The 23,942-nt window shown below is 55.5% G+C and carries 21 protein-coding genes and 1 riboswitch; of the genes, 8 read left to right on the forward strand and 13 right to left on the reverse strand.

Annotated features, from left to right (window positions below):
* Window positions 1-358: 358 nt before the first annotated feature.
* On the reverse strand, window positions 359-1,252 hold the full coding sequence (locus ACIQ20_RS01660; RefSeq protein WP_395776790.1) for a LysR family transcriptional regulator: 894 nt from the start codon (window positions 1,250-1,252) through the stop codon (window positions 359-361).
* Window positions 1,253-1,366: 114 nt separating this feature from the next.
* On the opposite strand from ACIQ20_RS01660, the gene ACIQ20_RS01665 reads away from it, so the two are divergent.
* The 7 genes from ACIQ20_RS01665 to gcvPB all read left to right on the forward strand — a co-directional run bounded on the left by ACIQ20_RS01665 (window position 1,367) and on the right by gcvPB (window position 8,444).
* Entirely contained in the window at window positions 1,367-2,308 is a 942-nt protein-coding gene (locus tag ACIQ20_RS01665; protein WP_395776792.1) for a sterol desaturase family protein, read from the forward strand.
* A complete protein-coding gene (locus ACIQ20_RS01670; protein WP_395776794.1) occupies window positions 2,305-2,892 on the forward strand; it encodes a hypothetical protein in 588 nt (195 codons plus the stop codon). The genes ACIQ20_RS01665 and ACIQ20_RS01670 overlap by 4 nt, the downstream gene beginning before the upstream one ends.
* Before the next feature lie 191 nt (window positions 2,893-3,083).
* Window positions 3,084-3,175, forward strand: a riboswitch (glycine riboswitch).
* A gap of 163 nt (window positions 3,176-3,338) precedes the next feature.
* Window positions 3,339-4,499: a glycine cleavage system aminomethyltransferase GcvT gene (gene gcvT, locus ACIQ20_RS01675; protein ID WP_395776796.1), complete on the forward strand. Its 1,161-nt coding sequence runs from the start codon at window positions 3,339-3,341 to the stop codon at window positions 4,497-4,499.
* A 3-nt stretch (window positions 4,500-4,502) separates the two neighbouring features.
* On the forward strand, window positions 4,503-4,874 hold the full coding sequence (gcvH, locus tag ACIQ20_RS01680; RefSeq protein WP_346382634.1) for a glycine cleavage system protein GcvH: 372 nt from the start codon (window positions 4,503-4,505) through the stop codon (window positions 4,872-4,874).
* A gap of 5 nt (window positions 4,875-4,879) precedes the next feature.
* On the forward strand, window positions 4,880-5,527 hold the full coding sequence (locus tag ACIQ20_RS01685) for an FMN-binding negative transcriptional regulator (RefSeq protein WP_346382635.1): 648 nt from the start codon (window positions 4,880-4,882) through the stop codon (window positions 5,525-5,527).
* Window positions 5,527-6,870: an aminomethyl-transferring glycine dehydrogenase subunit GcvPA gene (gene gcvPA / locus ACIQ20_RS01690; RefSeq protein WP_395776798.1), complete on the forward strand. Its 1,344-nt coding sequence runs from the start codon at window positions 5,527-5,529 to the stop codon at window positions 6,868-6,870. The genes ACIQ20_RS01685 and gcvPA overlap by 1 nt, the downstream gene beginning before the upstream one ends.
* Window positions 6,871-6,872: 2 nt before the next feature.
* Complete coding sequence (gcvPB, locus tag ACIQ20_RS01695; protein WP_395776800.1) at window positions 6,873-8,444, forward strand: aminomethyl-transferring glycine dehydrogenase subunit GcvPB; 1,572 nt, start codon at window positions 6,873-6,875, stop codon at window positions 8,442-8,444.
* A 42-nt stretch (window positions 8,445-8,486) separates the two neighbouring features.
* On the opposite strand, the gene ACIQ20_RS01700 is transcribed toward gcvPB, so the two are convergent.
* From ACIQ20_RS01700 to ACIQ20_RS01750, 11 genes are all read right to left on the reverse strand, one after another.
* On the reverse strand, window positions 8,487-9,563 hold the full coding sequence (locus ACIQ20_RS01700) for an acyltransferase family protein (protein ID WP_395776802.1): 1,077 nt from the start codon (window positions 9,561-9,563) through the stop codon (window positions 8,487-8,489).
* A 20-nt stretch (window positions 9,564-9,583) separates the two neighbouring features.
* Entirely contained in the window at window positions 9,584-10,075 is a 492-nt protein-coding gene (locus ACIQ20_RS01705; protein ID WP_395776804.1) for an ATP F0F1 synthase subunit B, read from the reverse strand.
* Window positions 10,075-10,626 (reverse strand): hypothetical protein, encoded by a 552-nt coding sequence (locus tag ACIQ20_RS01710; RefSeq protein ID WP_395776806.1) that lies wholly within the window; start codon window positions 10,624-10,626, stop codon window positions 10,075-10,077. Before ACIQ20_RS01710 ends, ACIQ20_RS01705 begins: the two co-directional genes overlap by 1 nt.
* 49 nt (window positions 10,627-10,675) lie before the next feature.
* Window positions 10,676-10,903, reverse strand: a complete 228-nt coding sequence (locus ACIQ20_RS01715) for a F0F1 ATP synthase subunit C (RefSeq protein WP_085340465.1) — start codon at window positions 10,901-10,903, stop codon at window positions 10,676-10,678.
* A gap of 45 nt (window positions 10,904-10,948) precedes the next feature.
* On the reverse strand, window positions 10,949-11,725 hold the full coding sequence (locus ACIQ20_RS01720; protein ID WP_395776808.1) for a F0F1 ATP synthase subunit A: 777 nt from the start codon (window positions 11,723-11,725) through the stop codon (window positions 10,949-10,951).
* Window positions 11,722-12,081, reverse strand: a complete 360-nt coding sequence (locus ACIQ20_RS01725) for an AtpZ/AtpI family protein (RefSeq protein ID WP_395776810.1) — start codon at window positions 12,079-12,081, stop codon at window positions 11,722-11,724. The genes ACIQ20_RS01720 and ACIQ20_RS01725 overlap by 4 nt, the downstream gene beginning before the upstream one ends.
* 316 nt (window positions 12,082-12,397) lie before the next feature.
* The gene (locus tag ACIQ20_RS01730; protein WP_395776812.1) at window positions 12,398-14,941 is read right to left on the reverse strand and encodes a TonB-dependent receptor plug domain-containing protein; all 2,544 of its coding nucleotides are present in this window, start codon (window positions 14,939-14,941) and stop codon (window positions 12,398-12,400) included.
* A gap of 286 nt (window positions 14,942-15,227) precedes the next feature.
* The gene (gene smc / locus ACIQ20_RS01735; protein WP_395776814.1) at window positions 15,228-18,680 is read right to left on the reverse strand and encodes a chromosome segregation protein SMC; all 3,453 of its coding nucleotides are present in this window, start codon (window positions 18,678-18,680) and stop codon (window positions 15,228-15,230) included.
* Complete coding sequence (locus ACIQ20_RS01740) at window positions 18,677-19,474, reverse strand: thioredoxin domain-containing protein (protein WP_395776816.1); 798 nt, start codon at window positions 19,472-19,474, stop codon at window positions 18,677-18,679. The genes smc and ACIQ20_RS01740 overlap by 4 nt, the downstream gene beginning before the upstream one ends.
* A gap of 12 nt (window positions 19,475-19,486) precedes the next feature.
* Window positions 19,487-20,167 (reverse strand): DsbA family protein, encoded by a 681-nt coding sequence (locus tag ACIQ20_RS01745; RefSeq protein ID WP_395776818.1) that lies wholly within the window; start codon window positions 20,165-20,167, stop codon window positions 19,487-19,489.
* Window positions 20,168-20,250: 83 nt separating this feature from the next.
* Window positions 20,251-20,793: a DciA family protein gene (locus ACIQ20_RS01750; RefSeq protein ID WP_395776820.1), complete on the reverse strand. Its 543-nt coding sequence runs from the start codon at window positions 20,791-20,793 to the stop codon at window positions 20,251-20,253.
* Between the two features lie 77 nt (window positions 20,794-20,870).
* Here ACIQ20_RS01750 and ACIQ20_RS01755 point away from each other — a divergent pair, with 77 nt between their 5' ends.
* The gene (locus ACIQ20_RS01755; protein ID WP_395776822.1) at window positions 20,871-21,965 is read left to right on the forward strand and encodes an A/G-specific adenine glycosylase; all 1,095 of its coding nucleotides are present in this window, start codon (window positions 20,871-20,873) and stop codon (window positions 21,963-21,965) included.
* Window positions 21,966-21,989: 24 nt separating this feature from the next.
* Here ACIQ20_RS01755 and ACIQ20_RS01760 read toward each other — a convergent pair whose 3' ends face one another.
* Window positions 21,990-23,888 (reverse strand): ATP-binding protein, encoded by a 1,899-nt coding sequence (locus tag ACIQ20_RS01760; protein ID WP_395776824.1) that lies wholly within the window; start codon window positions 23,886-23,888, stop codon window positions 21,990-21,992.
* Window positions 23,889-23,942 lie beyond the last annotated feature (54 nt).

Genomic DNA, 23,942 nt, shown 5'->3' on the forward strand with positions numbered 1-23,942 from the left:
CCGGATACCGCTGATTCTATGCGTGAATCTAAGTTTCGCGACACGAAAAAAACTTCTTGTCAAAATAAAAATCAGGCGTAATCTTGACTTCACGGAAGCAAGAGCGGGAGTAAAAAGTTAGCGAGGCGACAAAAGAAGAAAACGCCTTTCAATAGGTGGGGTCAACATAGTCTAATTCTAACGAATACTTCTGAAGGCGAAGCGAAAGCTATACCTAGCACTTGGGTCCGTCGCACTCAACTTGTTGAGAGCAGGCCGCACGGGGAAACCAGTGCGGCCTTTGTGCGTTTGTAGTCGATTGAGTCTGCCTTGCAGCACCCAACACTTTGGTTCTCTTAGGCGAGGCGTGATGTCCCCTTCAGCTAGCGAAAGAAGTCTTGATCGCGCCGATAAACGCTTGAACGGTCCGCGACGGCACTTGGGCGGCATGGGTCACCGCGCTAATTGCGAAAAAAGCGTCGCCTGGAAAGGGGAGGGTCCGACACGCCCCTTTTGCGACCAAAGGTGCCGCAGCTGAAGCTGGCAACATGGTGACAATATCAGACCGCATGGCCAGTTCGAGGCAGGCACTTTGGTTCAAGATCCGGTATTTGGGAAACCCTCGCTGCCGCAATAGTTCGCGTTGTTCAAACGGCAGCGCATTTTGAAACCTAGTATCAAACCCGGCGATGGCCCAATCAAAGGCCAAGATGGCGAGGAGAGAGCCGTCGGTTTCTTCAATGGGATGGCCGGGGCGAAAGACGACTTTATAGGGCTCAGAAGCCAGTCTCTGGAGTTTTAGTTCGCTTCGGTTCTTCAGGCTTTCAATGGTCGTCGAATGAAACAGCAAAAGGTGGGCCTGCCGGCGGAGCAGTCTCTCACTGGCAAGGTCTGGCGGCATGGTTTCGATTTGCACGGCCACTTGGGGATGGGTTTTGCGAAACTCCAAGAGGGCGCCATGCATCAGCGTATCGATAACAGCCGGGCCGCAAATAAGGTTGAGTTGTAACTCCCCAGCTATCGCGTCTGCGCGGACCTTTTCGGCGTGCGCCAGCAGATCTGAAGCGGTCAGAGCCAATCGCCGGCCAGCCTCGGTCGGAGTGATCGACCGGGTCGTGCGATCAAACAGACGCATATCCCACTTTGCCTCCAGAGTTTGGATGCTTTTGGTCAGCGCGGAATGGGTGATCAACAACTCCTCCGCCGCGCGAGAGAAACTGCCTAAGCGATAGACCGCTTCGAACCGTTGGATCAGGACAAGATCAATAGACATGTTCCAATGTCTACATAATATTAGATTATTATTCAATTGTAGGCTTCGAACAGCTCGCCTAACCTCCCGCGGGAACGCGATAAAGCGGGCCAAAAACGGCATTGGGGGAAGCGAATGACGACCAGCGAGTTCATTCAAGGAAACATCGGCCTTTATTCGGCGATCTTCTTTTTCACGCTACTTGGCATTGAATTGATCGCGATCAAGCTGTTTCGGGCAAAAGGCAAAATGCCCGCCAAAGATGCCTCTCTAGGTGTTCTGATGGGGGTGTTGAGCGATCCGGTCAATGCGATGTCAGCCTTCATCACACTCGGCATTTTGTCCCTCGTTCAGCCGTTCCAGTTTTACGCGATTCCAGTAAACCCATGGACGTTTTTGCTGTGCTTCATCCTCGATGATTTGCGCTTTTATTGCCATCACCGGGTCGCCCATCGTTGTCGGTGGGTTTGGGCCATGCATGTCGTCCACCATTCCAGTCAGGAATACAATCTGGCAGTCGCCCTCAGACAAGGCTGGACCAAGCATTTTACGGGCACCATGCTCTTCAAAGTACCTTTGGTTCTGATCGGTTTTGACCCGGTGATGGTGACCTTCTGCGGCGTCTTGAATGCCACGTATCAATTCATGTTGCATACCGAGACCGTCAACAAGCTGCCACGCTGGTTTGAAGCGGTCTTCAACACGCCGTCGCACCATCGGGTGCACCATGCCAGCAATGCGCGTTATTTAGACGCCAATTATGCTGGGACCTTGATCATCTGGGACCGGCTCTTTGGAACCTTTGCTGCCGAGGATGAGGCGGATCGCCCTGTCTATGGCTTAGTCAAAAACCTTAACACCTTTAATATGTTCAGGATTCTGTCGCACGAATATATCGGCATTGCTAAAGATGCGAGCCAACGGGGGCTGACCCTTTTCCAACGCTTTTGCTATATCTTTGCCCCCCCGGGGTGGAGCCATGATGGATCCCGTCTCTCCAGCACCGACATCAAACGAGCAGCCGGCATTGGTGCCAAGCCTAGCGATCCAGTTGCTGCCGAGACCAACGCCCAATGATGCCGCTGCACTACGCGCTTACCGACGGCTTGGTCTTTATCGCTGCTGCTTGGGGGGCTTGGCACCTGCTTAAGGCTGGTAAGCCAGTTGGGGCGCTGGGTGTGGCCTTGTTTGGGCTCGCTGCGGCCATTGGCACTGTACGGGTCACCAGCGGGCTGATCGAGCCTCTCGCTGGGGCGCACCGGTTTGCCTCACAGTTTGGCAGTCTGTTAGGCTTGCTGCTGCTTCTCTGGCAGATTTTTAAGACGACTGTCGGCCCTGCTCGCTCGGTTTATGCGGCAGCTATCTGTGTCAGCGCTGTGGGGCTGGCGATTATTCTGCCAGCGGCTGGCGCACCCATTTACATCCTTGCCTTAGTAGGTGGGATCGCCCTGTTTGGCTTGGACCGCCTTGGCGGGAAGCCGAACATGGGTGCGGCTTTGGGCTTTGGCGTGATGTTGCCAAACGTCTTGTTTCTGCGCCAATCAAAGTTTCTAGGCCCAGACCTTAGCTGGCACCTTTTCCACATCGTCATCGCGTTGTGGCTAGTGCTGACGGTGCTGGCTCTCACGCCACAGCAAGCGGCCGCGTCGGCCAACACATGATCCGCCGCTTAAGATTTCGAAGGAAAGCGGTTCAGCGCTTTTGTGCCTAAGAATCCTTCAATTTGCCCGCAGATGCTGCAAAAGCCTGTCGATGAATGGCGGTGACACGATCAAACCAGTTGACGTGTCGCGCGCGCGCGGGCAGGAGGGCGCTTCTTGTGCCGCGCTCGGATGATACCGGCCCAAGCTCATGTGTGACTGCGGGAGAGACGATCCCCCAAAGGACCGCGCCGAAGGAGCAACCGCCCCGGAAACTCTCAGGCAAAAGGACCGCAGCTACGTCAATACGCTGGAGAGTGTTGGGCAAATCGCCCAACCGCCGAAGGAGCAAGCGGTCCCTTGAACAATCAAGGTTCCCCGCGAAAACTCTCAGGTTTTAGACAGCTGGGGCGCGCGCCATAACGGGGGAACCCTTTGGCGTGTCGCATACCTGTCGGAGCCTTTTAATGTCTGAAGACACTTCATTGAAAACCACACCCCTAACTGGGCTTTGGCAGGGCATGGGTGGCCGTATGGTGCCCTTTGCTGGCTATTTGATGCCGGTGCAATTTCCTGAAGGGGTCATGAAAGAGCATGTGTGGACGCGCGAAAAGTGCGGCCTGTTTGATGTGTCGCACATGGGCCCCGCCTTCTTGAAGCTCAATGATGCAAGCTTGACGGGTGACGCCGCCCATGCGGCGATTGCGGCCTTGGTGGAGACCATCCTGCCGTGCGATGTCGCCGGCCTCGCCCCCGGTCAGTTGCGCTATACGACGTTGCCAAATGCAACAGGTGGCGTGATGGATGACTTGTTTGTCGGTCGCCCAAAAGCAGATGCCGATCAAGGCACGCTCTATTTCGTCGTCAATGCCGGCTGCAAAGAACAGGACTTTGCCATTATCGCTGCTGCTTGTGCGGGTAAGGCGACGCTGACGCGGGCCGATGATCGCGCCTTGATCGCCGTCCAAGGGCCCAAAGCCGCAGATGTCATTGGTAATGTTGGCGACGGGCCAAAGCGCTTGGGCTTTATGGAATTTGCGACCGTTAAGGGCCCTTATGGCGAAGTCGTCGTGTCCCGCTCTGGCTACACAGGCGAAGACGGCTTTGAGGTATTGATCGCGGCCGACAAGGCTGAAGCCTTTGTCCGTACCTTGTTGGCCACCGCGCATGTGAAGGCGATTGGTCTTGGTGCGCGCGATAGTTTGCGCTTGGAAGCTGGCCTTTGTCTCTATGGCCACGATCTTGATGAAACCACGAGCCCGATTGAAGCAGGCCTTGCTTGGACCATTCAAAAAGTCCGGCGAGAGCGCGCGGACTTCCCAGGCGCTGTCCGCATTCTGAAAGAGCTTGCTGAGAAGCCCGCCCGCAAGCGCGTTGGCCTCTTGCCCAAGGATAAAGCACCGGCGCGGGAAGGTGCTGAAATCCGCAATCTCGCTGGCGAGAAGGTCGGCATCGTGACTTCGGGCGGCTACGGCCCCAGTGTCGGTGGGCCAATTGCTATGGGCTATGTTGACTTGGCCTTTGCTGCCGTCGGCACCGAATTAGATTTGATCGTTCGCGATCAACCTCGCCGCTGGGTCGTCGCACCCTTGCCCTTTGTTCCTCATAATTACCACCGGAAAGGCTGAAACATGAGCACCAAATATACTAAAGACCACGAATGGGTATCTGTCTCTGGCAATATCGCCACCTGTGGCATCACCGCCTATGCCGCCGAACAATTGGGCGATGTCGTGTTTGTGGAATTGCCTAATATTGGTCGGATCGTTTCCCAAGGCGATGAAGTGGCTGTGGTAGAAAGCGTGAAGGCAGCTTCGGACGTATACGCGCCCGTCTCGGGCGAAGTCGTCGACGTCAATGAAGCTCTGGCTGAGGCACCAGAAGGCGTCAATGAGGCGGCAGAGACGACGGGCTGGTTCACGAAGCTGAAGTTGACCGACCCCGCAGAGCTTGATGCCCTAATGGATCGCGCGGCTTACGACGCCTATCTGGCAGGTCTTTAAGTCTCATGTATGTGCCGGTTCACAATCAGGTGGACAACCCAGAGGAAGCGTGGGCTTTTGTGAAAGCCCATCCTTTTGCGGTTCTGTGCGTCAACGGCCCAGAAGGGCCGATGATCGCGCATGTGCCCTTGGTTGTTCGTCATGATGAAGCGGCCGATACCTTCGAACTTATTGGCCATGTCGCGCGCGCCAATCCCTTCCATGAAGCTGTTCCCGCTGTTGGTGGACCTTGTGTAGCTGTCTTCCGGGGTGCCGATGCTTACGTAAGCCCTTCGCTTTATCCGTCGAAGCAGATTCACGGCAAAGTGGTGCCTACATGGGCCTATTTGGCGGCAGAGGCGCGCGGCATTTTACATGTCGAAACTGATCCGCGCGCAATGCGGGCCTATCTAGAGCCTGCAACAAATGAGATGGAAGCGACTGGAACTAAACCTTGGACCGTTGACGATGCGCCCGCCGATTATATCTCCAGCCTAGAGCGCGGGATTGTCGGCCTAAAGATCCGAGTGACCGCGTTGATTGCCAAACGCAAGATCAACCAAGGTAAGCCACAGGCAGATTTCCAATCCGTGCAGGAGGCATTTGCTGCCTCCGCGCATACCTCCCACCAGCTACTTTCCCTTGAAATGCAAAAAGAAAGTCAGAAAACCTGATGCGATATTTGCCTCTTACCCCTTCAGATCGTGAGCAAATGCTTGCCAAAGTTGGCGTTGCTTCGATCGAAGATTTATTCCTCGATGTTCCTGAAATCGCACGCTTGGATGGTCCAATCCACAACTTGCCATTTGCGCAAGGCGAGTTGGCGGTTGAGCGCCACATGCAGCGCCTGTCAAACGCCAGTGTGGCAGCGGGCAGTGTGCCGTTTTTCTGTGGGGCAGGGGCCTATCGCCATGCGGTGCCAGCCAGTGTTGATCATTTGATCCAGCGCTCGGAATTTCTGACTACCTATACCCCCTATCAGCCAGAAATGGCGCAAGGCACGGTGCAGACTTTGTTCGAATTCCAAAGCCAAGTGGCAGGCTTGCTAGCTTGTGATGTGGCCAATGCGTCGATGTATGATGGCTCTACCGCTTGTGCGGAAGCGGTCGTGATGGCGGCCCGCGTCACCAAGCGCACAAAAGTGGTCTTCTCGGGCGGCTTGCATCCCCATTATCGCCGCGCCGCCCGCACCTTGGCCAAGCATTCTGGCCTCGAGATTGCTGGCCTGCCAATCGCGATCAATGACGAGGCAGCCGTTTTGGCAGCGGTAGATCAAAATACCGCCTGTGTCGTGGTTCAGTGCCCGAATGTGTTTGGCACGCTGACCGATTTCACCGAGCTCGCCAAAGCGGTGCAAGCCAAGGGCGCGTTGCTGATCGCGGTCTTTACCGAAGCGGTTGCTTTTGGTCTCGTAAAGCCTCCGGGGGAAATGGGGGCTGATATTGTGGCTGGTGAAGGCCAGTCAATTGGCAATAGCTTGAATTTCGGCGGTCCTTACGTCGGCCTGTTTGCTACCAAGGACAAATATGTCCGCCAAATGCCCGGGCGCTTGGCTGGTGAGACGGTCGATGCCGATGGCACACGTGGCTTTGTGTTGACACTGTCGACACGCGAGCAGCACATTCGCCGCGACAAAGCGACTAGCAATATCTGCACTAATTCAGGGCTTTGTGCTTTGGCCTTCACAATCCATATGACCCTGTTGGGCGACAAGGGTCTCAAGCATTTGGCGCAATTGAACCACGAGGCGGCCTGCGAAACGGCTGACGCCGTTTCCTCGATTGATGGCGTTGAATTGTTGAGTGAGAGCTTCTTCAATGAATTCGCGGTGCGCTTGCAAGGTGATGCCGCCAAAGTGGTTGAGGCGATGGCCGCGCAAGATGTGTTGGGTGGCGTACCCTATTCGCGTCTGCGCCAAGAGCCCGGCTTTGAGAATGTGCTGCTGATTGCAGCGACGGAAACGACCACGGCTGAGGATATCGCATCCCTCGCCGATACCCTGAAAAAGGTGATTTGATCATGGCTATGAATAATGTTGGCCGCCCCACCGCAGCCGTCGCCAATGATGCGGCAGCTCCAACCACCTTTTCCGGCGCACGTGGGTTGTTACAGCCAACCTCTCTGATCTTCGAGACTGGCTCAATCGACCGTACTGGCGTAGACTTTCCACCTGTCAAAGGCGTGAAGTCGCGGCTGGGCGGCTTGGCGCGGACCACCACCACAGGTAATCCGGGCCTGTCAGAGCCAGAGGCTGTGCGCCATTATGTGCGTTTGAGCCAGCGCAACTATGCCATTGATCTGGGCATGTTCCCCTTGGGTTCGTGCACCATGAAGCATAATGCGCGCTTGAATGAAAAAATGGCGCGTTTGCCCGGCTTTGCCGATGTGCATCCACTACAGCCAGTTTCGACCGTGCAAGGTGCTTTGAGCGTGATGGACCAGTTGTCGCATTGGTTGATCACCTTGACGGGCATGAAGTCCGTTGCCTTGTCGCCAAAGGCAGGGGCGCATGGTGAGTTGTGCGGCATGTTGGCGATCCGTGCCGCGCTCGACGCGCAAGGCCAAGCCCACCGCCGCCGGGTGCTGGTGCCTGAAAGCGCGCATGGCACCAATCCTGCGACCGCCGTGCAGTGCGGGTTCATCGTGGATGAAATCAAGGCGGCGCCAGACGGTCGCGTTGACCTCAGCGACCTTAAAACCAAACTAGGCGATGATGTCGCTGGCATCATGTTGACCAATCCGAATACTTGCGGTCTGTTTGAGCGCGATATCCGTGAGATTGCGGATTTGATCCACGCAGCCGGTGGCTATTTTTATTGTGATGGCGCGAACTTTAACGCCATTGCAGGCCGGGTACGTCCGGGCGATTTGGGCGTCGATGCCATGCACATCAATCTGCATAAGACCTTCTCCACCCCACATGGTGGCGGGGGTCCGGGTTCTGGCCCAACGGTGTTGTCCGACGCTTTGGCCCCATTTGCGCCGGTGCCTTACGTGGTTACCCGCGCAGACGGCACGTTGGATATGGTTGAGCATGAAGTGGATAGCGACGGCGAGCCGTTTGGCCGGATGGTGGCTTTCCACGGTCAGATGGGCATGTATACCCGCGCTCTGACCTATATGTTGAGCCATGGTGCGGATGGCATCAAGCAAGCTTCAGAAGATGCGGTGCTGAACGCCAATTACGTTCAGGCTTGCTTGAAAGAGCATATGAGCCCAGCCTTTGATGGCGTGTGTATGCACGAGGCTTTGTTTGACGATTCCTGGCTCGAAGGTACAGGCGTCACCACGCTTGATTTTGCCAAAGCCATGATCGACGAAGGCTATCACCCCATGACCATGTACTTTCCGCTGGTGGTCCATGGGGCCATGCTGATTGAGCCGACGGAAAGTGAAAGCAAGGCGAGCTTGGATGCATTTGTCGCGTCCATGACGGGCCTAGCAAAAGCCGCCAAGTCTGGCGATACGGCCCGCTTTACCGGTGCGCCCTACCATGCCCCTGTGAAGCGGCTGGATGAGACGCGCGCAGCTAGAAAGCCCGTGCTCAAATGGAGTCCACCGGTTGAAGCGAACAAGATCGCTGCTGAATAAGCTGATGAACTTTAGGCTGGCGGCTTCTTGAAAAAGAGGCCGTCAGCCGCCCATTGCAGGCTTGCCGCGCAGCCGGGCCACCAATCTTTGAAGCAGCTTATCGAAGCCCACATGTAGGATCCAAGCTGCTACAATTGCAGCCGCTAAGGCGACCGTCAGCAGGATCAGATTGTCCAGTGGCCCTGGGCCAGAGAAGGGTTCTGCCAAGCGGCCCAAAGCCGCGAAAACTGGCACGTGGATGAGGTAAAGCGCGTAGGACCAATCCCCCAAGGATTTCGACCATTGCGGGCTTCTATAGCCGGCTTGTTCCAAGCCAACACAACCCCAAACCAATAGAGCGGCTGGGACGCCAAAATAGATTAGCCGCTGCCATTCCTGCCCAAACATGGCCGGGGCATTTTCACGTAGCGCTAGGGCACTCAGCAACATCCAAAAGGCCCCAAACTGCACCATGAGACGTGGAGTTGGGAAAATCTGCCTTTGGGATAGAAGGCCAACGGCGGCCCCAAGGATGAATTCCAGCGTTAAAGGATGGCGTATCAGCGCGACAAAAGGATTCTCAGGGCTCGGTAGGATGCTGGCCGCAGCAGCTGTCAAAATCGCCCAAATTGCCAATGCCGCAGGGAACCAGCGCACAGGCAGGAGGAGCATCAATCCGAATACGAGATAGAACCAAAGTTCATGGATCAAGGTCCAGCCGACCGCGTGCAGCGGAAGCTCTTTGTCCGGAACCAGCAGATAGGATTTCCAGAGTTCAGGGCTCGACTCATGGCTGGCATAAACCCAGTCAGGCTTAACCATCCAGACGGCCACCAGAGCCGAAAGAACCAGCCACCAAAGCGGGTAAATGCGCGCGAGACGGGCAAACCAAAAGCTTGGAAGCGCTGCGGCCTTGCCTTGATCTGCGCGGGTAACCCAGACCATGACAAAGCCTGAAATAACAAAGAACAGATCAACCCCGCCAAAACCTGCCAGCGCCCAATTGCCTAGCAAGGGCGTGCCGCCTAAGCGGTTTTCCACCGCATGCAAGTGCGCAATCGCGACCATTAAGGCCGCAACTCCACGCAAGGTTTGAATGGTAGATAGGGAAAGGATCAGGGGCGGTTTAGGTGTCACCACGTCCGCCCCTAAAAGCTTGTTCAGCCGAACTTGCTCTCAACGGCAGCTATGCCATTGGCAACCAGCTTTTCGCCGGCTTTGCCCTTAACGCTGGCAACCAAGACACGTTCTGCGACAGCCATGGCTGCATTGGAGGCGGCTGCCCGGACGTCAGAGATAGCAGCTTCTTCAGCGCGACGGATACGTTCTTCAGCTTGCTTGCTGCGCGCAGCAATTGAACGCTCTAACTGAGCTTCGGCTTCAGCCTTTACCCGCAACGCATCTTCTTCTGCTTTCGCGATGATGGCAGCTGCATCTGCAACAGCTTTGGCGTGTTGGGCCTCATAAGATGCCCACAAAGCTTCAGCCTCTTGGCGCAAGCGCTTGGCTTCGTCCAATTCTTTTGAAATCTTGGTCGATTGATCATCCAAAGCCTTGGTCAACATGCCAGGAACTTTGAGATAAATCATGCCACCGATGAAGGTAGCAAAGCCAACGGCGGCGACGAGGGTCGCGTCAAATCCAACTGCCATTATGCTGCCCCTGCGACGGATTTAACTGCTGTGTCGAGCGCTTTGGCGGTTGGCTTGATCCCGGAAACACGTTCCACAATCGCACCGGCCAGTTCGCCGACTGTTTCATTCACGCTGACCAAAGCGGCGTCGCGGGAAGCTGCGATTTTCTCTTCAGCTTTTGCGATTTTGGTATTGGCCTTTTTGGTGGCAGCAGCCTCAGCTTTCGCTGCGGCTACTTCATGGTCATGGCGGGCTGCTTCAACCGTCTTCCGAGCTTGGGCACGGGCTTCGGCTTGGGCTTTCTCGGCTTCTTGGCGTGCTGCCTGAGCGGCCGCAGTTTGTTCAGCCGCCGCTTTTAGATCACCTTCAATGGCGTTCTTACGGTCAGACAACGTCTTAGCAAAGCGGGGGATAACCACCGCTGCCAACACGATATAGAGCGCGCCAAAGGCAACCCAGAACCAAAAGATCTGCGAAGAAAACAGGCTCGGGTCAAACGGTGGGAAGCCACCGCTTGCATGCTCGCCTGCTTTACCCGCAGCATCGACTGCGTGAGATTCGCCAGCCATATTCAAACCACTCCGGGTCTTTGATGAAAGACCAGATTAGAAATCTGGATCAGACCACGAACAACAACAAAATGGCGATCAGCAGCGAGAAGATGCCGAGTGCTTCGGTCACGGCGAACCCGAAGATCAGGTTACCGAACTGGCCTTGAGCGGCCGAAGGATTGCGCATTGCGCCTTCCAAGAAGCTGCCGAAGATGTTGCCCACGCCGATGGCGGCGCCCAACATGCCCAAGCAAGCAAGGCCTGCACCAATGTACTTTGCGGCTTCTGCGTCCATGATGAATTCTCCTGAGGGATTAAGGGACGATAAGAAAAGGGTGACTTAGTGATCCGCTGCGTGCAGCGCGTCATTGAGGTAGATACAGGTCAACATGGTGAACACATAGGCCTGAAGGAATGCAACGAGGGTTTCTAGTGCATAGAGGGCAACCGTCATGACGAAGGGCAAGATAGCCCCGACGGCACCCACGGCTCCGGTCTCGGCCATCATGGGCACGAAACCAGCAAACACCTTAACCAGAATGTGACCGGCGAGGATGTTTGCCCAGAGACGAACGGCATGTGACAAAGGACGCGAGAAGAAGGAAATGATCTCGATCGGAGTCACAATAATATAGAGTGGCCAAGGTATGCCCGATGGCACGAACAGCTTGAGGAAGCCCAAGCCATTCTTGGCAAAGCCAACGATGATCACGGTGAAAAACACCAAAAGTGCCATCATGGCAGTCACGATGATTTGGCTTGTTGGCGTGAAATTATAGGCAAACAGGCCAACCATATTCACCGTGAAGATGAACAAGAACAAGCTCAAAACCAGTGGGAAGAACTTCTTGACGCCGTCCGAACCCGCAGAGCTGTAGAGCATGTTATAGACAAAACCATATGCGGTTTCGCCCAAGGTCTGCATCCGGCCAGGTACCAAAGCTGCCTTAGCCGAGCTTGCCAACATGAAGGCTGCAGGGAGTGCTGCACCCAAGACAAGGAACAGGCTCGCGTTCGTGAACGACACATCATAGCCGGCCAACTCCATGGGGATCATGGGGGCAATCTGGAACTGGTGCATCGGATCGCTGGCCACGCCGCTTGTCTCCTGCTTCACGCGTCTTCGTCTAGGTTGTCCTTCAAGCCGGATGCTTGGGGATCAACAGGGTGGGCCTGCGTCATCTGACGCGACGCCCGAATTAAATTCACCGTGCCGGTCACAAAGCCGAGCGCCAAACCGACCAAAAGGCCCCAAGGCTGCATCGTCAAAACAACATCAACACCATATCCTAACAGCCCCCCGACCAGAATTGCCGAAGCAAATTCAGAAGCCAGACGCAGCCCTAGGGACATGCCCGACCGATCTATGCTGGCCTTTGGCCCTGCATTCTCTCGCTCTTGATGGATCGCAGCCACACGTTTGGCCAAATCATCAAGGGCATCAGAGCCATGTGGGTGTCTAGGGTCAGCCATGAATCAGCCGTGCGAACAACAAAAGTGCGGACTTGCCCCCTTGCCGACGCGGGCGGAAACTAGAGGCGCCCTTATCCCAAGTCAACCCGAGCAGATGTGCATCTACGGTTCTGATTTTGATCACTTTTTCGGGATTTTTACAGTGCGATGGTGCAGTGCGTCAATTTTCGATGGATTTCGGCGCAGAAAAATGGGTTTTTGAGGCGGGTTTTGGGTACCGCTAAGGGCGAGCTTGACGCGCAGGCTTTGTCAAAATCAAAAAAGGGGCCCGGCAGAACACTGCCGAGCCCCAATCTTTCAGAACTTAATCTCGCGACTAGTGCTTGTAGCTAAGCTTCAAATAGTAGAAGCCGCCGTTGAAGCCCGCAGGCGCTGAGACGGAGTACTTCGCGCCAAGGATGGTCGCGTAAGGGTTGCTGGTGGGGTAGCTGTCAAACAAATTGTCGGCACCTACCGAGATCTTCAACTTGTCGGTCAGGTCATAACCAACTTCGGTGTCGAAGGTAACTTGTGCGTCCGCATAGATCGGCAGCGTTGGGTCATCGGCATGTGGGTCGTAGAATTCGCCGAAATAGTTCAGACGAGCCGAAACGCTCCACTTGTCTTGATAGTGGTTGATCGAGATGTTGCCACGATACTTGGGCAAGCCTTGCTCAAGCTGCAACAGACCTGCCGAACCATCGGCTTCGATACCGGCCAGACGCTCACCACGGGTGATGTCGGTTTCGGTCCAGTTGGCTACCAAGTTCAAGCTGGTCTTGCCGCTGAACAGGTCGAGCGGGTAGGACGCAACAAAGTCAACGCCTTGGGTCGTGCTGTCCACGCCGTTGACGAAGTATTTGAAGTTGGTGAAGTCCGTGGTCAAACCACCGATCGCGTTGACTGCCGCCAATTGGGTTGGCGTCAGAGAGGCGATTTGCGCAGGGGTCAAAGGCACGCCCGAACGCAAGCGGATACGATCTTCCATCTCAATATTGAAGTAGTCGACAGTGAGTTTCAGGCCACCAAGGTCCAAAGCACCACCGAAGGAGAAGTTCTTGGATTCTTCAGGCTTCAAATCCTTGCCGCCCAACAATTGACCCAAGACGCTGGTTGGCGACACCGTGCCAGTGTTTGCCAAAACGCCGCCGATCAGGCTCGTTGTGGTGTTCACCACATTAGCCTGACCTGGGGTTGGTGCGCGGAAACCGGTCGAGTAGGTTGAGCGCAAGGTCAACACATCGGTAGCCCGCAACAAGCCAGAAAGCTTGTTATTGGTAGTTTGGCCGAAAGTGTCGAAATCCTCAGTTCGGACTGCTGCACCCAGAACCAATTTCTCGGTCACGTCTGCTTCCAAGTCGATGTAGAATGCCGTGTTGGTCCGGTCCCATACGCCAGCGTCAGATGGACGGAAGCCGTTGAAGCCGTTCGAACCGATCGAGAAGCCTTGGTTCACATAAGGACCAACGGTGTAAGAAGCCGCATCCCCTGCGATCAACTCAAACTCTTCATTGCGCCATTCAAAACCACCAGCGATGTTCAGATCCGAAGCAAAGCCCTTGACTGGAACAGCATAGCTCAAGTCGATGTTGAAGTTCTTTTCAGTTTGAATTTGCTGACCGGGGGTGAACTCAGTTGGCGAGTCGGGGCCCAAGGACGCGTTTATCGTGTTGTTGATATGGAAGGTCACATCGTTACGACCAGCGCTGAAGCTGACGTCATAGTTCAACTTGCCAACATTGCCCTTGGTACCAACGGCACCGGCGTAATCCACCAACTCACCGCCAAAGCGTGGCGTGAAGCCGCCGGGGAATTTTTCGATAAAGGCAAAGCAGGTTGGGTCCGATTTGATTTGGGCAATCAAGGCTGCTTCGTTTGCTGCACCAATCGTGATCACAGGGCAGGTGGTGCCCGTGCCTGGGGTGGTGTCAGCGATCAGACGTGTTGTGCCGCCGTCGTTGGAGAACACGCCACCGCGGGTGTTTGGGTTACGATAGTAGAAGCCACCATCGGTTTCGCGTGTGCCATAGTTACCGAAGGCATAGATGCTGCGGCCATTGCCAAGGTCGAAACCGGCGTTGACGAACGCTTTATAGTCGCTCTTCAACTCTGGCTGACCCCAGATTTGAGCTGGGTTAGGGATGGCAGTGTTACCAGCGGCTGCCAAAGCAGCTGCGTCGCCACGCTGGACCGAGCGGCTGGTGGCACCGTTTTGACGATACTCAAGGCTGATATTGGCAAAGCCATTCTCGCCAAGGCCAAGGCCGAAATTGCCAGCGACTTGATAGCTGGTGCCATCGCCTTCGTAGAATTGGCCGTATTTGGCTTCAACTTCTGCGCCTTCCGAATCGGTGCGCAAGATAAAGTTCATCACGCCGGCGATTGCATCAGAGCCATATTGAGCCGCCGCACCATCGCGCAGGACTTCAACTTGCTTCAGCGCAATGCTGGGGATCGAGGAAATATCTGGACCTTGTGCACCGTCAGAGACACCACCGCCCAAGAAGTTGATGACGGCAGCGCGGTGACGGCGCTTACCATTGACCAGTACCAAGGTTTGGTCTGGAGCCAAACCGCGCAGGTTGACCGCACGAACGATCGACGATGCGTCGTTGATCGCTTGGGTGTTCACATTGAATGACGGAACCAAGTTGCGGATCAGGTTGGAAGTGTCGGATTCACCTTGTTTGGCGATTTCAGCACCGCCGATGATGTCGACAGGAGCGGGGGTGTCAGCAGCAGAGCGCGACACGCGGCGCGTACCCGTAACAATGACCACTTCTTGTGCGGCTGGTTCGTCAGCCGTTGTGGTCGCTGCTTGGGCGAGGGCGAATTGGGGAGCAGCTACGATCAGCGCCGAGGCGACCGACAGGGCCAGCATGCTTGCGCCGCTCAGTTTCGTCGTTTTCTTCTTGGATGTTTTATTCTTAATTATGACTTATCGAAGTCAGTTTTGTAAAAACACTGACTTCCCGTCGTTATCTCACAAAAATGTTATGACAAGGCGCGCAACATCCAAATTTCTGAAATTTGGCACGAAACTCCGGTTGAGAGCGACTTTGATTCAAACTTGTTGCAGAACGGTCACAAATTTGTGAGGTGCATGCATGAAAGTTGTGCAATCGATTGGCAAAAATTTTGGGCAAAGTCATTCGATCGGGCTTAGCCTATTCGGCGGAGATCAAGGCCTCTGCGCGACTCAGATCCACGCTTACCAATTGAGACACGCCGCGCTCGGCCATGGTGACGCCAAACAGGCGATCCATACGGGCCATGGTGATGGGATGATGGGTAATAACAATAAAGCGGGTTTCCGTCCGCTGACGCATTTCATTCAACAAGCGGCAGTACCGATCAACGTTTGAATCGTCTAAGGGCGCGTCAACTTCGTCCAGCACGCAGATGGGCGATGGATTTGATAAAAAGACTGCAAAGATCAAAGCTGACGCCGTAAGGGCTTGTTCCCCACCACTCATCAGGGTCAGGCTTTGCAGTTTTTTTCCGGGCGGGCAGGCATAAACTTCCAAACCACCGCCCAACGGATCATCGCTCTCGGTTAAGCGCAATTCAGCCGTGCCGCCGTCAAACAGGGCCTCGAACAGGACCCGGAAGTGGCCATGCACGGTATCAAAAGCTGCTATCAGGCGTTCCTTGCCCTCTTCATTGATCTGGTCGACGCCGCCGCGCAGCTTGGCAATGGCCGAGGTCAGATCGTCCTTATCGGCAACCAGGGCGTCTAAACGGGCTTCTTGTTCGGCTACTTCTTCATCCGCCCGCAAATTGACGCCACCGATAGCTTCTCGATCATAGAGAAGTTTGGCCAGTCTTTGTTCGGTCGCGTGGATCGTGGTCTGGTCAAAGGCTTCGCCCATAGCCGCGCGCGCGCGGCGCTCGCAATCTGCGGGGTCTAATTGGAGGGCGCGCTTAATCTCATCGCTTAATTCCTGCAGCCGATCTGTGGCAGATTCCGTGCGAATTGTCGCGGCAGCGCGGGTCTCTCGCGCTGTTGAGAGGGTTTGGCTGGCCAAGCGGTCTTGGTCGCGCAGGCTTCGGATGGTGGCTTCAGTCTGGCTCAGAGTATCATCGGCTTTGGCTTTACGGGCTTGAGCGGCTGGCACATGGGACAATAGCTCGCGCTGGCGCTTTTCAATTTCGATCGGCGCATCTGTGGCGGCTTGTTTGCGCGTCATCGCTTTGGCGCTTTCTTGGTCCAACTCAGAAAGACGCGCTTCGGCAGCTTTCAAACGCGTCTGCCACGAAGCCAAATCACGCTTCAAATTGGCTTCTTGGCTATCGCGAGCTTGGGCGCGGGATAGGATTTGGTTCAAGCCTGCTTGGGCTTGATTAGCCCCGGCCCGCGCGCTTTGCGCTTGGCCTTGCACCTCATTCAAGTGGCTCGTGTCTTCTTCTGGCGGCAGCGCGGCCAGCAAATCAGTGGCCACATCGACCAGTAAGCTCGCTTGGTTTTGTTCTTCTAAGGCAGCAGCGGCGCTGACTTCGGCCTGTTCAAAGCTGGCTCTGGCCCGCGCAAAATCTGCCTCTAGGCGGGCAATGCGGTCTCGTGCCCCGGCAACGGCTGCAAAAGCGCGGGGGGCTTCTGCGCGCGCGTGGCGGGCTTGGGCTCGTTTTTGATCCGCCTTCGCACGTGCTTCGGCAGCAGCTTTAGCAAAGCCTTGCGCGGTTTCTTGCGCCGCTGGGACTTGGCCCCGCAGGGCTTCAAGCCGGGTTCGTTGTTCAAGCTCTACAGCGGCTGAGGAAACGGCATCCTTGCGTCGGACAAACCCGTCCCAGCGCCGCATGTCACCTTCCAAAGTCACAAGTCGTCCACCGGTCGGCAAGTCTGCTAGACGATCAAACTGGCGGCTATCAACCAGGCCAATTCCCGCCAGCCGCGCCTCGAGCTGTGGTGGCACTTGCGTGATAAAGGCAGTCAGGGCGGTGACCCCTTCAGGCCATTCAAAGCCGCGCACCTCTTGACCCGTCCAAGCGGCTGGCGCGTTCGCATCAAGGGCTGCTTGTAATTCATCGCCAAAGGCAGCTGCTACGGCGCGCTCATAACCCGCTTGGGGGCGAATGGTGTCGAGAACCTTGGCCCAAGAGCCTGCGACTGGCTTTTTGGTCATGGCCTCTAAGGCTTTAAGTTCCGATGTTAGTCGGTCGAGCTGGTTCTGTGCTTGGCGGGCAGCTTCGCGCGCCTCTGTCTCGTGGCTGGCTGCTTCTTCCGCTTCTTTCTCGCTCTGATCTGCGCGCTCTGCGGCTGCATTTGCAGCCTCTGAAATAGCTTCGGCTTCTTTGCGCGCAATGATCAAAACATCGTCGTTCGGCAGGGCTTGGCGCAGCCTCGCCACCTCAGCCTCAATACGCGCAACGGCTTCTTGTCGACGGCGGAGTTGTCCCTTGGCATCTTCAAAAGCGCGCGTCTGTGCATTGCGTTCAGCGACAGCGGCAGCGCGCTGCGAAATGGCCGCGGTCAAAGTAGCCTCAGCAGCCTCGCGTATCTCATTCGCCTGCGCAGTCGCGGCCTTTGCTAGTTCGATCTCGCCATCCAAAGCGCTGCGGTCAGGTATGTTTGCCAGAGCTTCTGTGACCTGTTGGAGATTCTGGTTGGCATCTTCAAACAGGGTTTGTTCGCGGGCTTTATCGTTGCGAATGCGAACAAGGTCGCCTTCAGCGGCCTGCAAGGCATCCCGCGCACTTTGCAAATCGCGCTCGCACGCGATGCGTTGACCCTCAAGTCGGCGTAGGAGGGCTTCGGCTACTGCCTGTTCTTCGCGAAGACTGCCCAAACTTTCGTCTGAGTTCTCTGCTGCCGCAGCGGCCTTATTGGCAGCCAAGGTGGCGTCTGCCAGTTCTTGTTCGGCTTTGCGCTGGTTTTCCTGCGCCAGAGTTAGGGCGGATTGGGCTTCGTTGTAGCGCTGCGCGAATAGGAAGGTTTCCAGCGTGCGGATTTCCTCAGCGACTGCACGATACTTTGTCGCTTGGCGGGCTTGGCGACGCAGACCATTCAATTGGTCCTGCATCGCTTGGATGACATCGTCGAGCCGCTCAAGGTTTGTTTGCGCGCCGCGCAGTTTCAGTTCAGCTTCATGACGGCGGGTATAAAGACCGGAAATGCCTGCCGCCTCTTCCAGAATCCGCCGCCGGTTTTCAGGCTTAGCATTGATCAATTCACTGACTTGGTTTTGCCGAACCAAAGCAGGGGAATTCGCTCCCGTAGACGCATCGGCAAACAGAAGCTGCACGTCGCGGGCGCGAACTTCTTTGCCATTGATCTTGAAGCTAGAGCCAGCAGCCCGACGGATCTTGCGCGAAACTTCCAGCACCGGATCTTGATCAAATGGGGCAGGGGCGCGGCCTTCGCGATTATCTAGGCTGATAACCACCTCGGCAATATCGCGGGCAGGGCGCTTATCGGTGCCCGCAAAGATCACATCATCCATTTCGCCGCCACGCAGGGCGCGGGCCGACGTTGCCCCCATCACCCACCGCAGGGATTCAAGAATATTGGATTTGCCACAGCCATTAGGCCCAACAATGCCAGTCAGGCCCGGCTCGATCTTTAGATGCACCGGGTCCACAAAGGACTTAAACCCGACCACGCGTAGATCGGTTACCCTCATGGCTTTTTGGCCTTGGGTTTGACCTTTGTTGGCGCTTTGGCTTTAGCTGGCTTCGCAGCGGGTTTTGGCGGCAGGGCGGCAAGGGCGGCATCTAAAGCCCGGCTTACGCCTTCGACATCATAGGGCGGAGCCAGAAGCGTAGCGCCCTTGGCGGTTTGAATGAAGATCGTGGGGGTGCCCTGAACCCCCATCTCCGCCCCCTTCACGGATTGCTGATTGACGGCATCAGCATGGGATTGGGTGCGCAAGCACACATCTGCTTGGGCTGCATTCATGCCGCTTGCTTCGGTAAAGATCGAATAGACCGCATTTTTCGCGCCCGTACCTTGCTGGGCGGCGTCAAAGATGACCTTTTGCTGTTGGAAGAAAGCATCCACGACACGATGATAAGCCTTAGGCCCCGCACACCGGGCTAAGCTATGCAGCGGATAAGAAAGCCCCATGGGTGGGGTTGGAAAGGCGCGAAACACATAGCGTACGCGCCCTGTGTCGACATAAGTCGCCTTTATCCTAGGCAAGACTTGATTATTGAAGTCTGCGCAATGCGAACAGGTGAGGCTGCCATATTCAAGCAGCGTAACCTGCGCGCGTTCTGATCCTAATGGCCAATCCGCCACAGGTGGCGGAGCAGCAGGTGCTTGTGCTTTTGCCGCTGATGTTTTCGGCTTTTCCTTAGCCACCGCCCCATCGCTTGGCACCGCCAAAGCGGCGAGCCCTGCGATTAGGCAAGCAGCCGCCCGTGCCTGCCAGTTTATGGCGCGACGACAGTCCTGCAACGGGCGGCGTTGGTGCAACGGCGTATGACCTTACTTCGCCTTAGCCAGTGCCGCGTCGAGTGCTTTGCTGACATCATCGGCAGTCATTTCGCGACCGCCTGGTGCTTCGAAGCTTTCACCATTGATGAAGATGGCTGGGGTGCCCTGTACGCCTGCTTTGACGCCGCCTTCTTGCACTTCCACCAAGACTTTGAGCAGATCCTGATTGGCCATACAGGCGTCAAACTGGGACTCATTCATACCAACCGAAACCGCAACATTCAAAAGCGCTTGTTTGGCGCCCGATGGGCCTTGGGCTTGTGTGACTAAATCCGTTTGCCCGCGCATCAAAGCGTCTATGACTTGGTCGCGCTTTTCACCGCCTGCACACCGCGCCAACAAATGGCCAGCAGTTGCCAGTTCAACCGGCAAGGTTGGGAATTCGCGGAACACATAACGCACTTTTCCGGGCGTGATGTACTTTTCTTTGATCGATGGTAGAACGTTAGTATGGAAATTGGCGCAATGTGGGCATGTGATTGAAGCATATTCAATCATCACCACTTTGGCATCCTTAGAGCCCATGGGAAAATCTGTGGCGTTCTCCAGCGCGCTGCTTGGCGCACCCCCAGACTTGCCGCCAGCCGATGGGCTACAGGCGCTCAAAGCCAAAGCTGCGGCAACGACGGCGAATTTGGCTGCAAAACCAAAAGTGCGGTATTGTATAGACATCTGGTCACTCCTCTTGCGCCTGCATCGTTTGGAGGCGAGGCCGCTTTGTCATCCTAAGAGCCCTTATCGGGCAAGGTCATCACTTAGTCGATAGTTGCGGTGGCTTCGGCCAGCCGAGTCAAGGCTGCTTTCAAGCTTGGTTGTGTCACCTGTTCAAGCTGTTCATCCAGTTTTCGCTGCTCAGTGGCGTTCAATTTTCGTTTAGTCGCTGTGGCTGGTGCTTTCACTGCTTGTTTGAGTGGCGCACGAACCAAGGACAACTTCTTGATTTTGCTGGCCCCAGCGAGACGAACTAGTCCGATAATTTCGGTTGATCGCATCGAAAGCAGGGGGGCTGCTGCGGCAACGACCTTTAGAACCAGTGTTTCGCCTTTAATCTGATCTGGCTGACAAATGGTTGCAATCTTGTCACCCACAATCTCGGCCCAACGGGTTTGTAGCTCTCGTGCGGTCATGCCCGCTTTGCGTTGATCCTGTGGGACCAAATTCGCGATGAGGCGCGCTACTGGCGGTGGCCCGGCCCAAACGGGTTTACCGCGCCGTTGCGACAGCCATGCCGCTGCTGCAACCTCTAAGTTCGGGTCAAAGCTGTGGTCGTCGTGATCCGGCAAAGGTTGATCGGGCATTAGGGATACTTACCCTATTCAATGCCACTCTGCGAGGCCCTGATGTATTTGAGGCGCGAAGCAGTTAGGGACGGGTCATGGATAAACCGCCGCCTGATATGATTGCCGTCCTGCGACACCAATTGCTGGCTTGGTATGACGCGCATGCACGTCAACTGCCGTGGCGCGTGCCACCGGCTGAGGGCCAAGCAGGGCGACGCCCGGACCCTTATCATGTGTGGCTATCGGAAATCATGTTGCAGCAAACCGGTGTTGTTACGGTTAAGCCCTATTTTGCTGCCTTTTTGGCGCGCTATCCAAAACTGGAAGACTTGGCCGCTGCGCCTTTGGACGATGTTTTGGGCCTGTGGGCGGGGCTTGGCTATTATGCCCGGGCTCGCAATCTGCATGCAGGGGCAAAAGCGGCTGCAGCAATGGGAGGATTTCCAGCCTCTCTGACGGGCCTACTCGCGATCAAGGGCATTGGCCCCTATACGGCCGCAGCGGTAGCGGCCATCGCCTTTGACTTGCCCCATGTGCCTGTGGACGGAAATGTTGAGCGGGTTTTGTCACGCCTATGGTTGATTGAAGCGGCTTTGCCTGCAGCCAAACCTATTTTTCGCGACGCGGCGTCTAAGTTCGAGGATCCCCATAGGCCCGGTGATTTCGCCCAAGCGATAATGGATCTGGGTGCGACAATTTGTACGCCACGCAACCATGCGTGTGGGCTTTGTCCGTGGTCTGGAAGTTGTGCCGCTTATGCGAACGGATCTGCTGCCGACTATCCTAAGAAGCAAGCCAAAAAGGCTAAGCTCGTTCGTTTTGGAGTCGCCTTTGTTTACCTCGATCCTAACGGTGTTTTGGTTCGGCGCAGGCCGAATGAAGGCCTGTTGGGTGGCATGTTGGAGGTGCCAAACTTAGCTTGGCGCGATACGCCTTATAAGAAGACTGAAATGGTGACTTCGGAAATGGATCCAGAAGCCACGTGGATTGAGGGTGAAGTTGTTCGCCACGTCTTCACCCATTTCGAGCTTCGGATGCGCGTTTTCACTATTTACACCGCCAACATAAAAAGCTTGGACGGCTATCATCATTTAGCCTTGGGGGCTTTGGCGACGGCGGCTCTTCCCAGTCTGATGCAGAAGATAATCGCCTCGGGTCAACGCGCCCTCGATTTGGCGAGCAATCCCTAAGCAGCCAATGAACGACGCTTTTGCTTAACTTTTTTGCTCAAAAACTGGTTCAGGGACACGGTGCGCTTCGTCATATTGCAAGATAGTCAATTCAAACATCGAGCCGACATCGGGCTCGCTGCTAACCGTCACATCTCCACCCATCAATCGAGCAAGCTTGCGCGTGATAGCCAGCCCAAGGCCTGTGCCACCAAATTTCCGTGTCGTTGAATCATCTGCCTGCACAAACGGTTCAAAGATGCGCGTCACTTGCTCAGCCGTCATCCCGATTCCAGTGTCTTTGACTTGGAACAGGAAATGATCTCCCCGCTGCTTCAACTCAAGCGTGACAACTCCATTGCTCGTAAATTTCGCTGCGTTGGAGGCAAGATTATAGAGGCATTGCCGCAAACGCATTGGGTCACCGAGGGCGTTTGTGATCGGTTCAGATTGGATGGCGAGCACATTGCCATTGGCCTCAAGAGTCGGGCGTATGGTATCGGCGATTTCTTGCAGAATAACCGTCGGTGAATAAGGTATCACCTCGGTCTCCATGGAACCTGCTTCAATCTTCGACAAATCTAAGATCTGGTTGATAACACCCAGCAAATGCTTGCCTGCGGCCTTAATCCGTTCTGCATCGGCACGGCTTTGGGACTGGTTTGTAACTTGCAGGTCTTCTTCAAGGAGTTCAGCATAGCCGATCACAGCGTTGAGCGGCGTGCGCAATTCATGGCTCATAATGGCCAAGAATGCGGACTTCGCCTTATTGGCCGCAACCGCACTTGCTCGTTCTGCCTCGGCCTCAAGCCGCCCCGCTGCATCAATGCGCAAACGCTCGAAGGCGCGCGATAAGGCACCTACTTCATCGGCCCGTTCCTGAAGCGGTGTTTCTTCGCTCAGGTCACCGCCTACAAAGCGCTCGGCGACTTGGGTCAGAAGTGTCAAAGGCTTCGTGACGCGTAAGCGTAAAAAAGCGAACACAAAGACCAATGCTATCACAAACAGAAAAGATGTTGCGAAGAGCGATTGGTTTCGCGCCGTCTCTAGGCGCTCAATCCGATCTTCCAAAAGACTAGTAAGCTCGTTCGCAACAATCAGGCTGACGTCATGAAATTGCTTGCGCGCCTGCCAGTCAAGGGAGGCGGCCACTTTCGGGTCAAAGCTCTCTGTCCCACCCGATAGGCGGCGCGTATAGACTTCGAGGCGATCTAGCGCGCGAATACCTTCAGCAAATTCATGCTGGAAAATCCCAAGTCGCTCTGCGCGACGCGAATGGCGTAAGCTGGACGAAGCTGAGTCTTGAAGTTGGCTGATCGCCACGCGATAGCCGCCACTTAGGCGCAGAAGCTCATTGCCATCCGTCGTGACATTTGACTTATCTTCACTCCGGAAATAGCCCATCGCTGCGGCTTTGGCGTCTAGGATCGCTTGTGTCTCCGGAAAGCGAACAATCAGCAGGTCCATGAGATAATAGGAATCGAGTTCTGGATCCAAGATCAAATTGGACGCGTCCCCAACTTGACTGGTCAGCGTCCGTAATTTTGAACGACTAGAGTTCACTGCGCCGATCTCAGCTTTGCCACTGGCTGCAATTTCGAGTAAATCTTCTGAAACTTGCTCAACTGTGGCCTCGGTGGAAAATGTTTGGCCATAGCGGCTTTGAGCCCGCTTGAGGTCTGACATAGAGGTAAAAAGCTGAGAGGTTAGCGCGCCACTGGTTTCGGACTGAAACATCGCTTGGCCCAGGCTGATGTCGGCCTTATTGATGGCCTTGGCCATTTCAACGCCACGAATTTCTTTTTGCGCAAAGTCGATAGCTTTCTGCTGTTCTTGCAGAAACAAGATAAGCAGAAGTGCAATCGGTGCAAGAAACGCAGCAACCGCAACCGTCAGGCTGGCTGTCAAATTGAAAGCACGAGGGAGTACAATACGCAGGTTCATTACCCTTCGTATACGACCCTGAGGTTATTATTGGGCTAAAGATGATTGGGAAAT

The sequence above is a fragment of the Aquidulcibacter sp. genome, from assembly GCF_044346625.1.
Classification (GTDB): Bacteria; Pseudomonadota; Alphaproteobacteria; order Caulobacterales; family Aquidulcibacteraceae; genus Aquidulcibacter.

What these genes read in the sequence shown, in the direction of transcription:
- ACIQ20_RS01660 (WP_395776790.1), bottom strand. Translation starts at nt 1,252, where the DNA reads ATGTCTATTGATCTTGTCCTGATCCAACGGTTCGAAGCGGTCTATCGC.
- ACIQ20_RS01665 (WP_395776792.1), top strand. Translation starts at nt 1,367, where the DNA reads ATGACGACCAGCGAGTTCATTCAAGGAAACATCGGCCTTTATTCGGCG.
- ACIQ20_RS01670 (WP_395776794.1), top strand. Translation starts at nt 2,305, where the DNA reads ATGATGCCGCTGCACTACGCGCTTACCGACGGCTTGGTCTTTATCGCT.
- gcvT (WP_395776796.1), top strand. Translation starts at nt 3,339, where the DNA reads ATGTCTGAAGACACTTCATTGAAAACCACACCCCTAACTGGGCTTTGG.
- gcvH (WP_346382634.1), top strand. Translation starts at nt 4,503, where the DNA reads ATGAGCACCAAATATACTAAAGACCACGAATGGGTATCTGTCTCTGGC.
- ACIQ20_RS01685 (WP_346382635.1), top strand. Translation starts at nt 4,880, where the DNA reads ATGTATGTGCCGGTTCACAATCAGGTGGACAACCCAGAGGAAGCGTGG.
- gcvPA (WP_395776798.1), top strand. Translation starts at nt 5,527, where the DNA reads ATGCGATATTTGCCTCTTACCCCTTCAGATCGTGAGCAAATGCTTGCC.
- gcvPB (WP_395776800.1), top strand. Translation starts at nt 6,873, where the DNA reads ATGGCTATGAATAATGTTGGCCGCCCCACCGCAGCCGTCGCCAATGAT.
- ACIQ20_RS01705 (WP_395776804.1), bottom strand. Translation starts at nt 10,075, where the DNA reads ATGGCAGTTGGATTTGACGCGACCCTCGTCGCCGCCGTTGGCTTTGCT.
- ACIQ20_RS01710 (WP_395776806.1), bottom strand. Translation starts at nt 10,626, where the DNA reads ATGGCTGGCGAATCTCACGCAGTCGATGCTGCGGGTAAAGCAGGCGAG.
- ACIQ20_RS01715 (WP_085340465.1), bottom strand. Translation starts at nt 10,903, where the DNA reads ATGGACGCAGAAGCCGCAAAGTACATTGGTGCAGGCCTTGCTTGCTTG.
- ACIQ20_RS01725 (WP_395776810.1), bottom strand. Translation starts at nt 12,081, where the DNA reads ATGGCTGACCCTAGACACCCACATGGCTCTGATGCCCTTGATGATTTG.
- ACIQ20_RS01730 (WP_395776812.1), bottom strand. Translation starts at nt 14,941, where the DNA reads ATGCTGGCCCTGTCGGTCGCCTCGGCGCTGATCGTAGCTGCTCCCCAA.
- smc (WP_395776814.1), bottom strand. Translation starts at nt 18,680, where the DNA reads ATGAGGGTAACCGATCTACGCGTGGTCGGGTTTAAGTCCTTTGTGGAC.
- ACIQ20_RS01745 (WP_395776818.1), bottom strand. Translation starts at nt 20,167, where the DNA reads ATGTCTATACAATACCGCACTTTTGGTTTTGCAGCCAAATTCGCCGTC.
- ACIQ20_RS01750 (WP_395776820.1), bottom strand. Translation starts at nt 20,793, where the DNA reads ATGCCCGATCAACCTTTGCCGGATCACGACGACCACAGCTTTGACCCG.
- ACIQ20_RS01755 (WP_395776822.1), top strand. Translation starts at nt 20,871, where the DNA reads ATGGATAAACCGCCGCCTGATATGATTGCCGTCCTGCGACACCAATTG.
- ACIQ20_RS01760 (WP_395776824.1), bottom strand. Translation starts at nt 23,888, where the DNA reads ATGAACCTGCGTATTGTACTCCCTCGTGCTTTCAATTTGACAGCCAGC.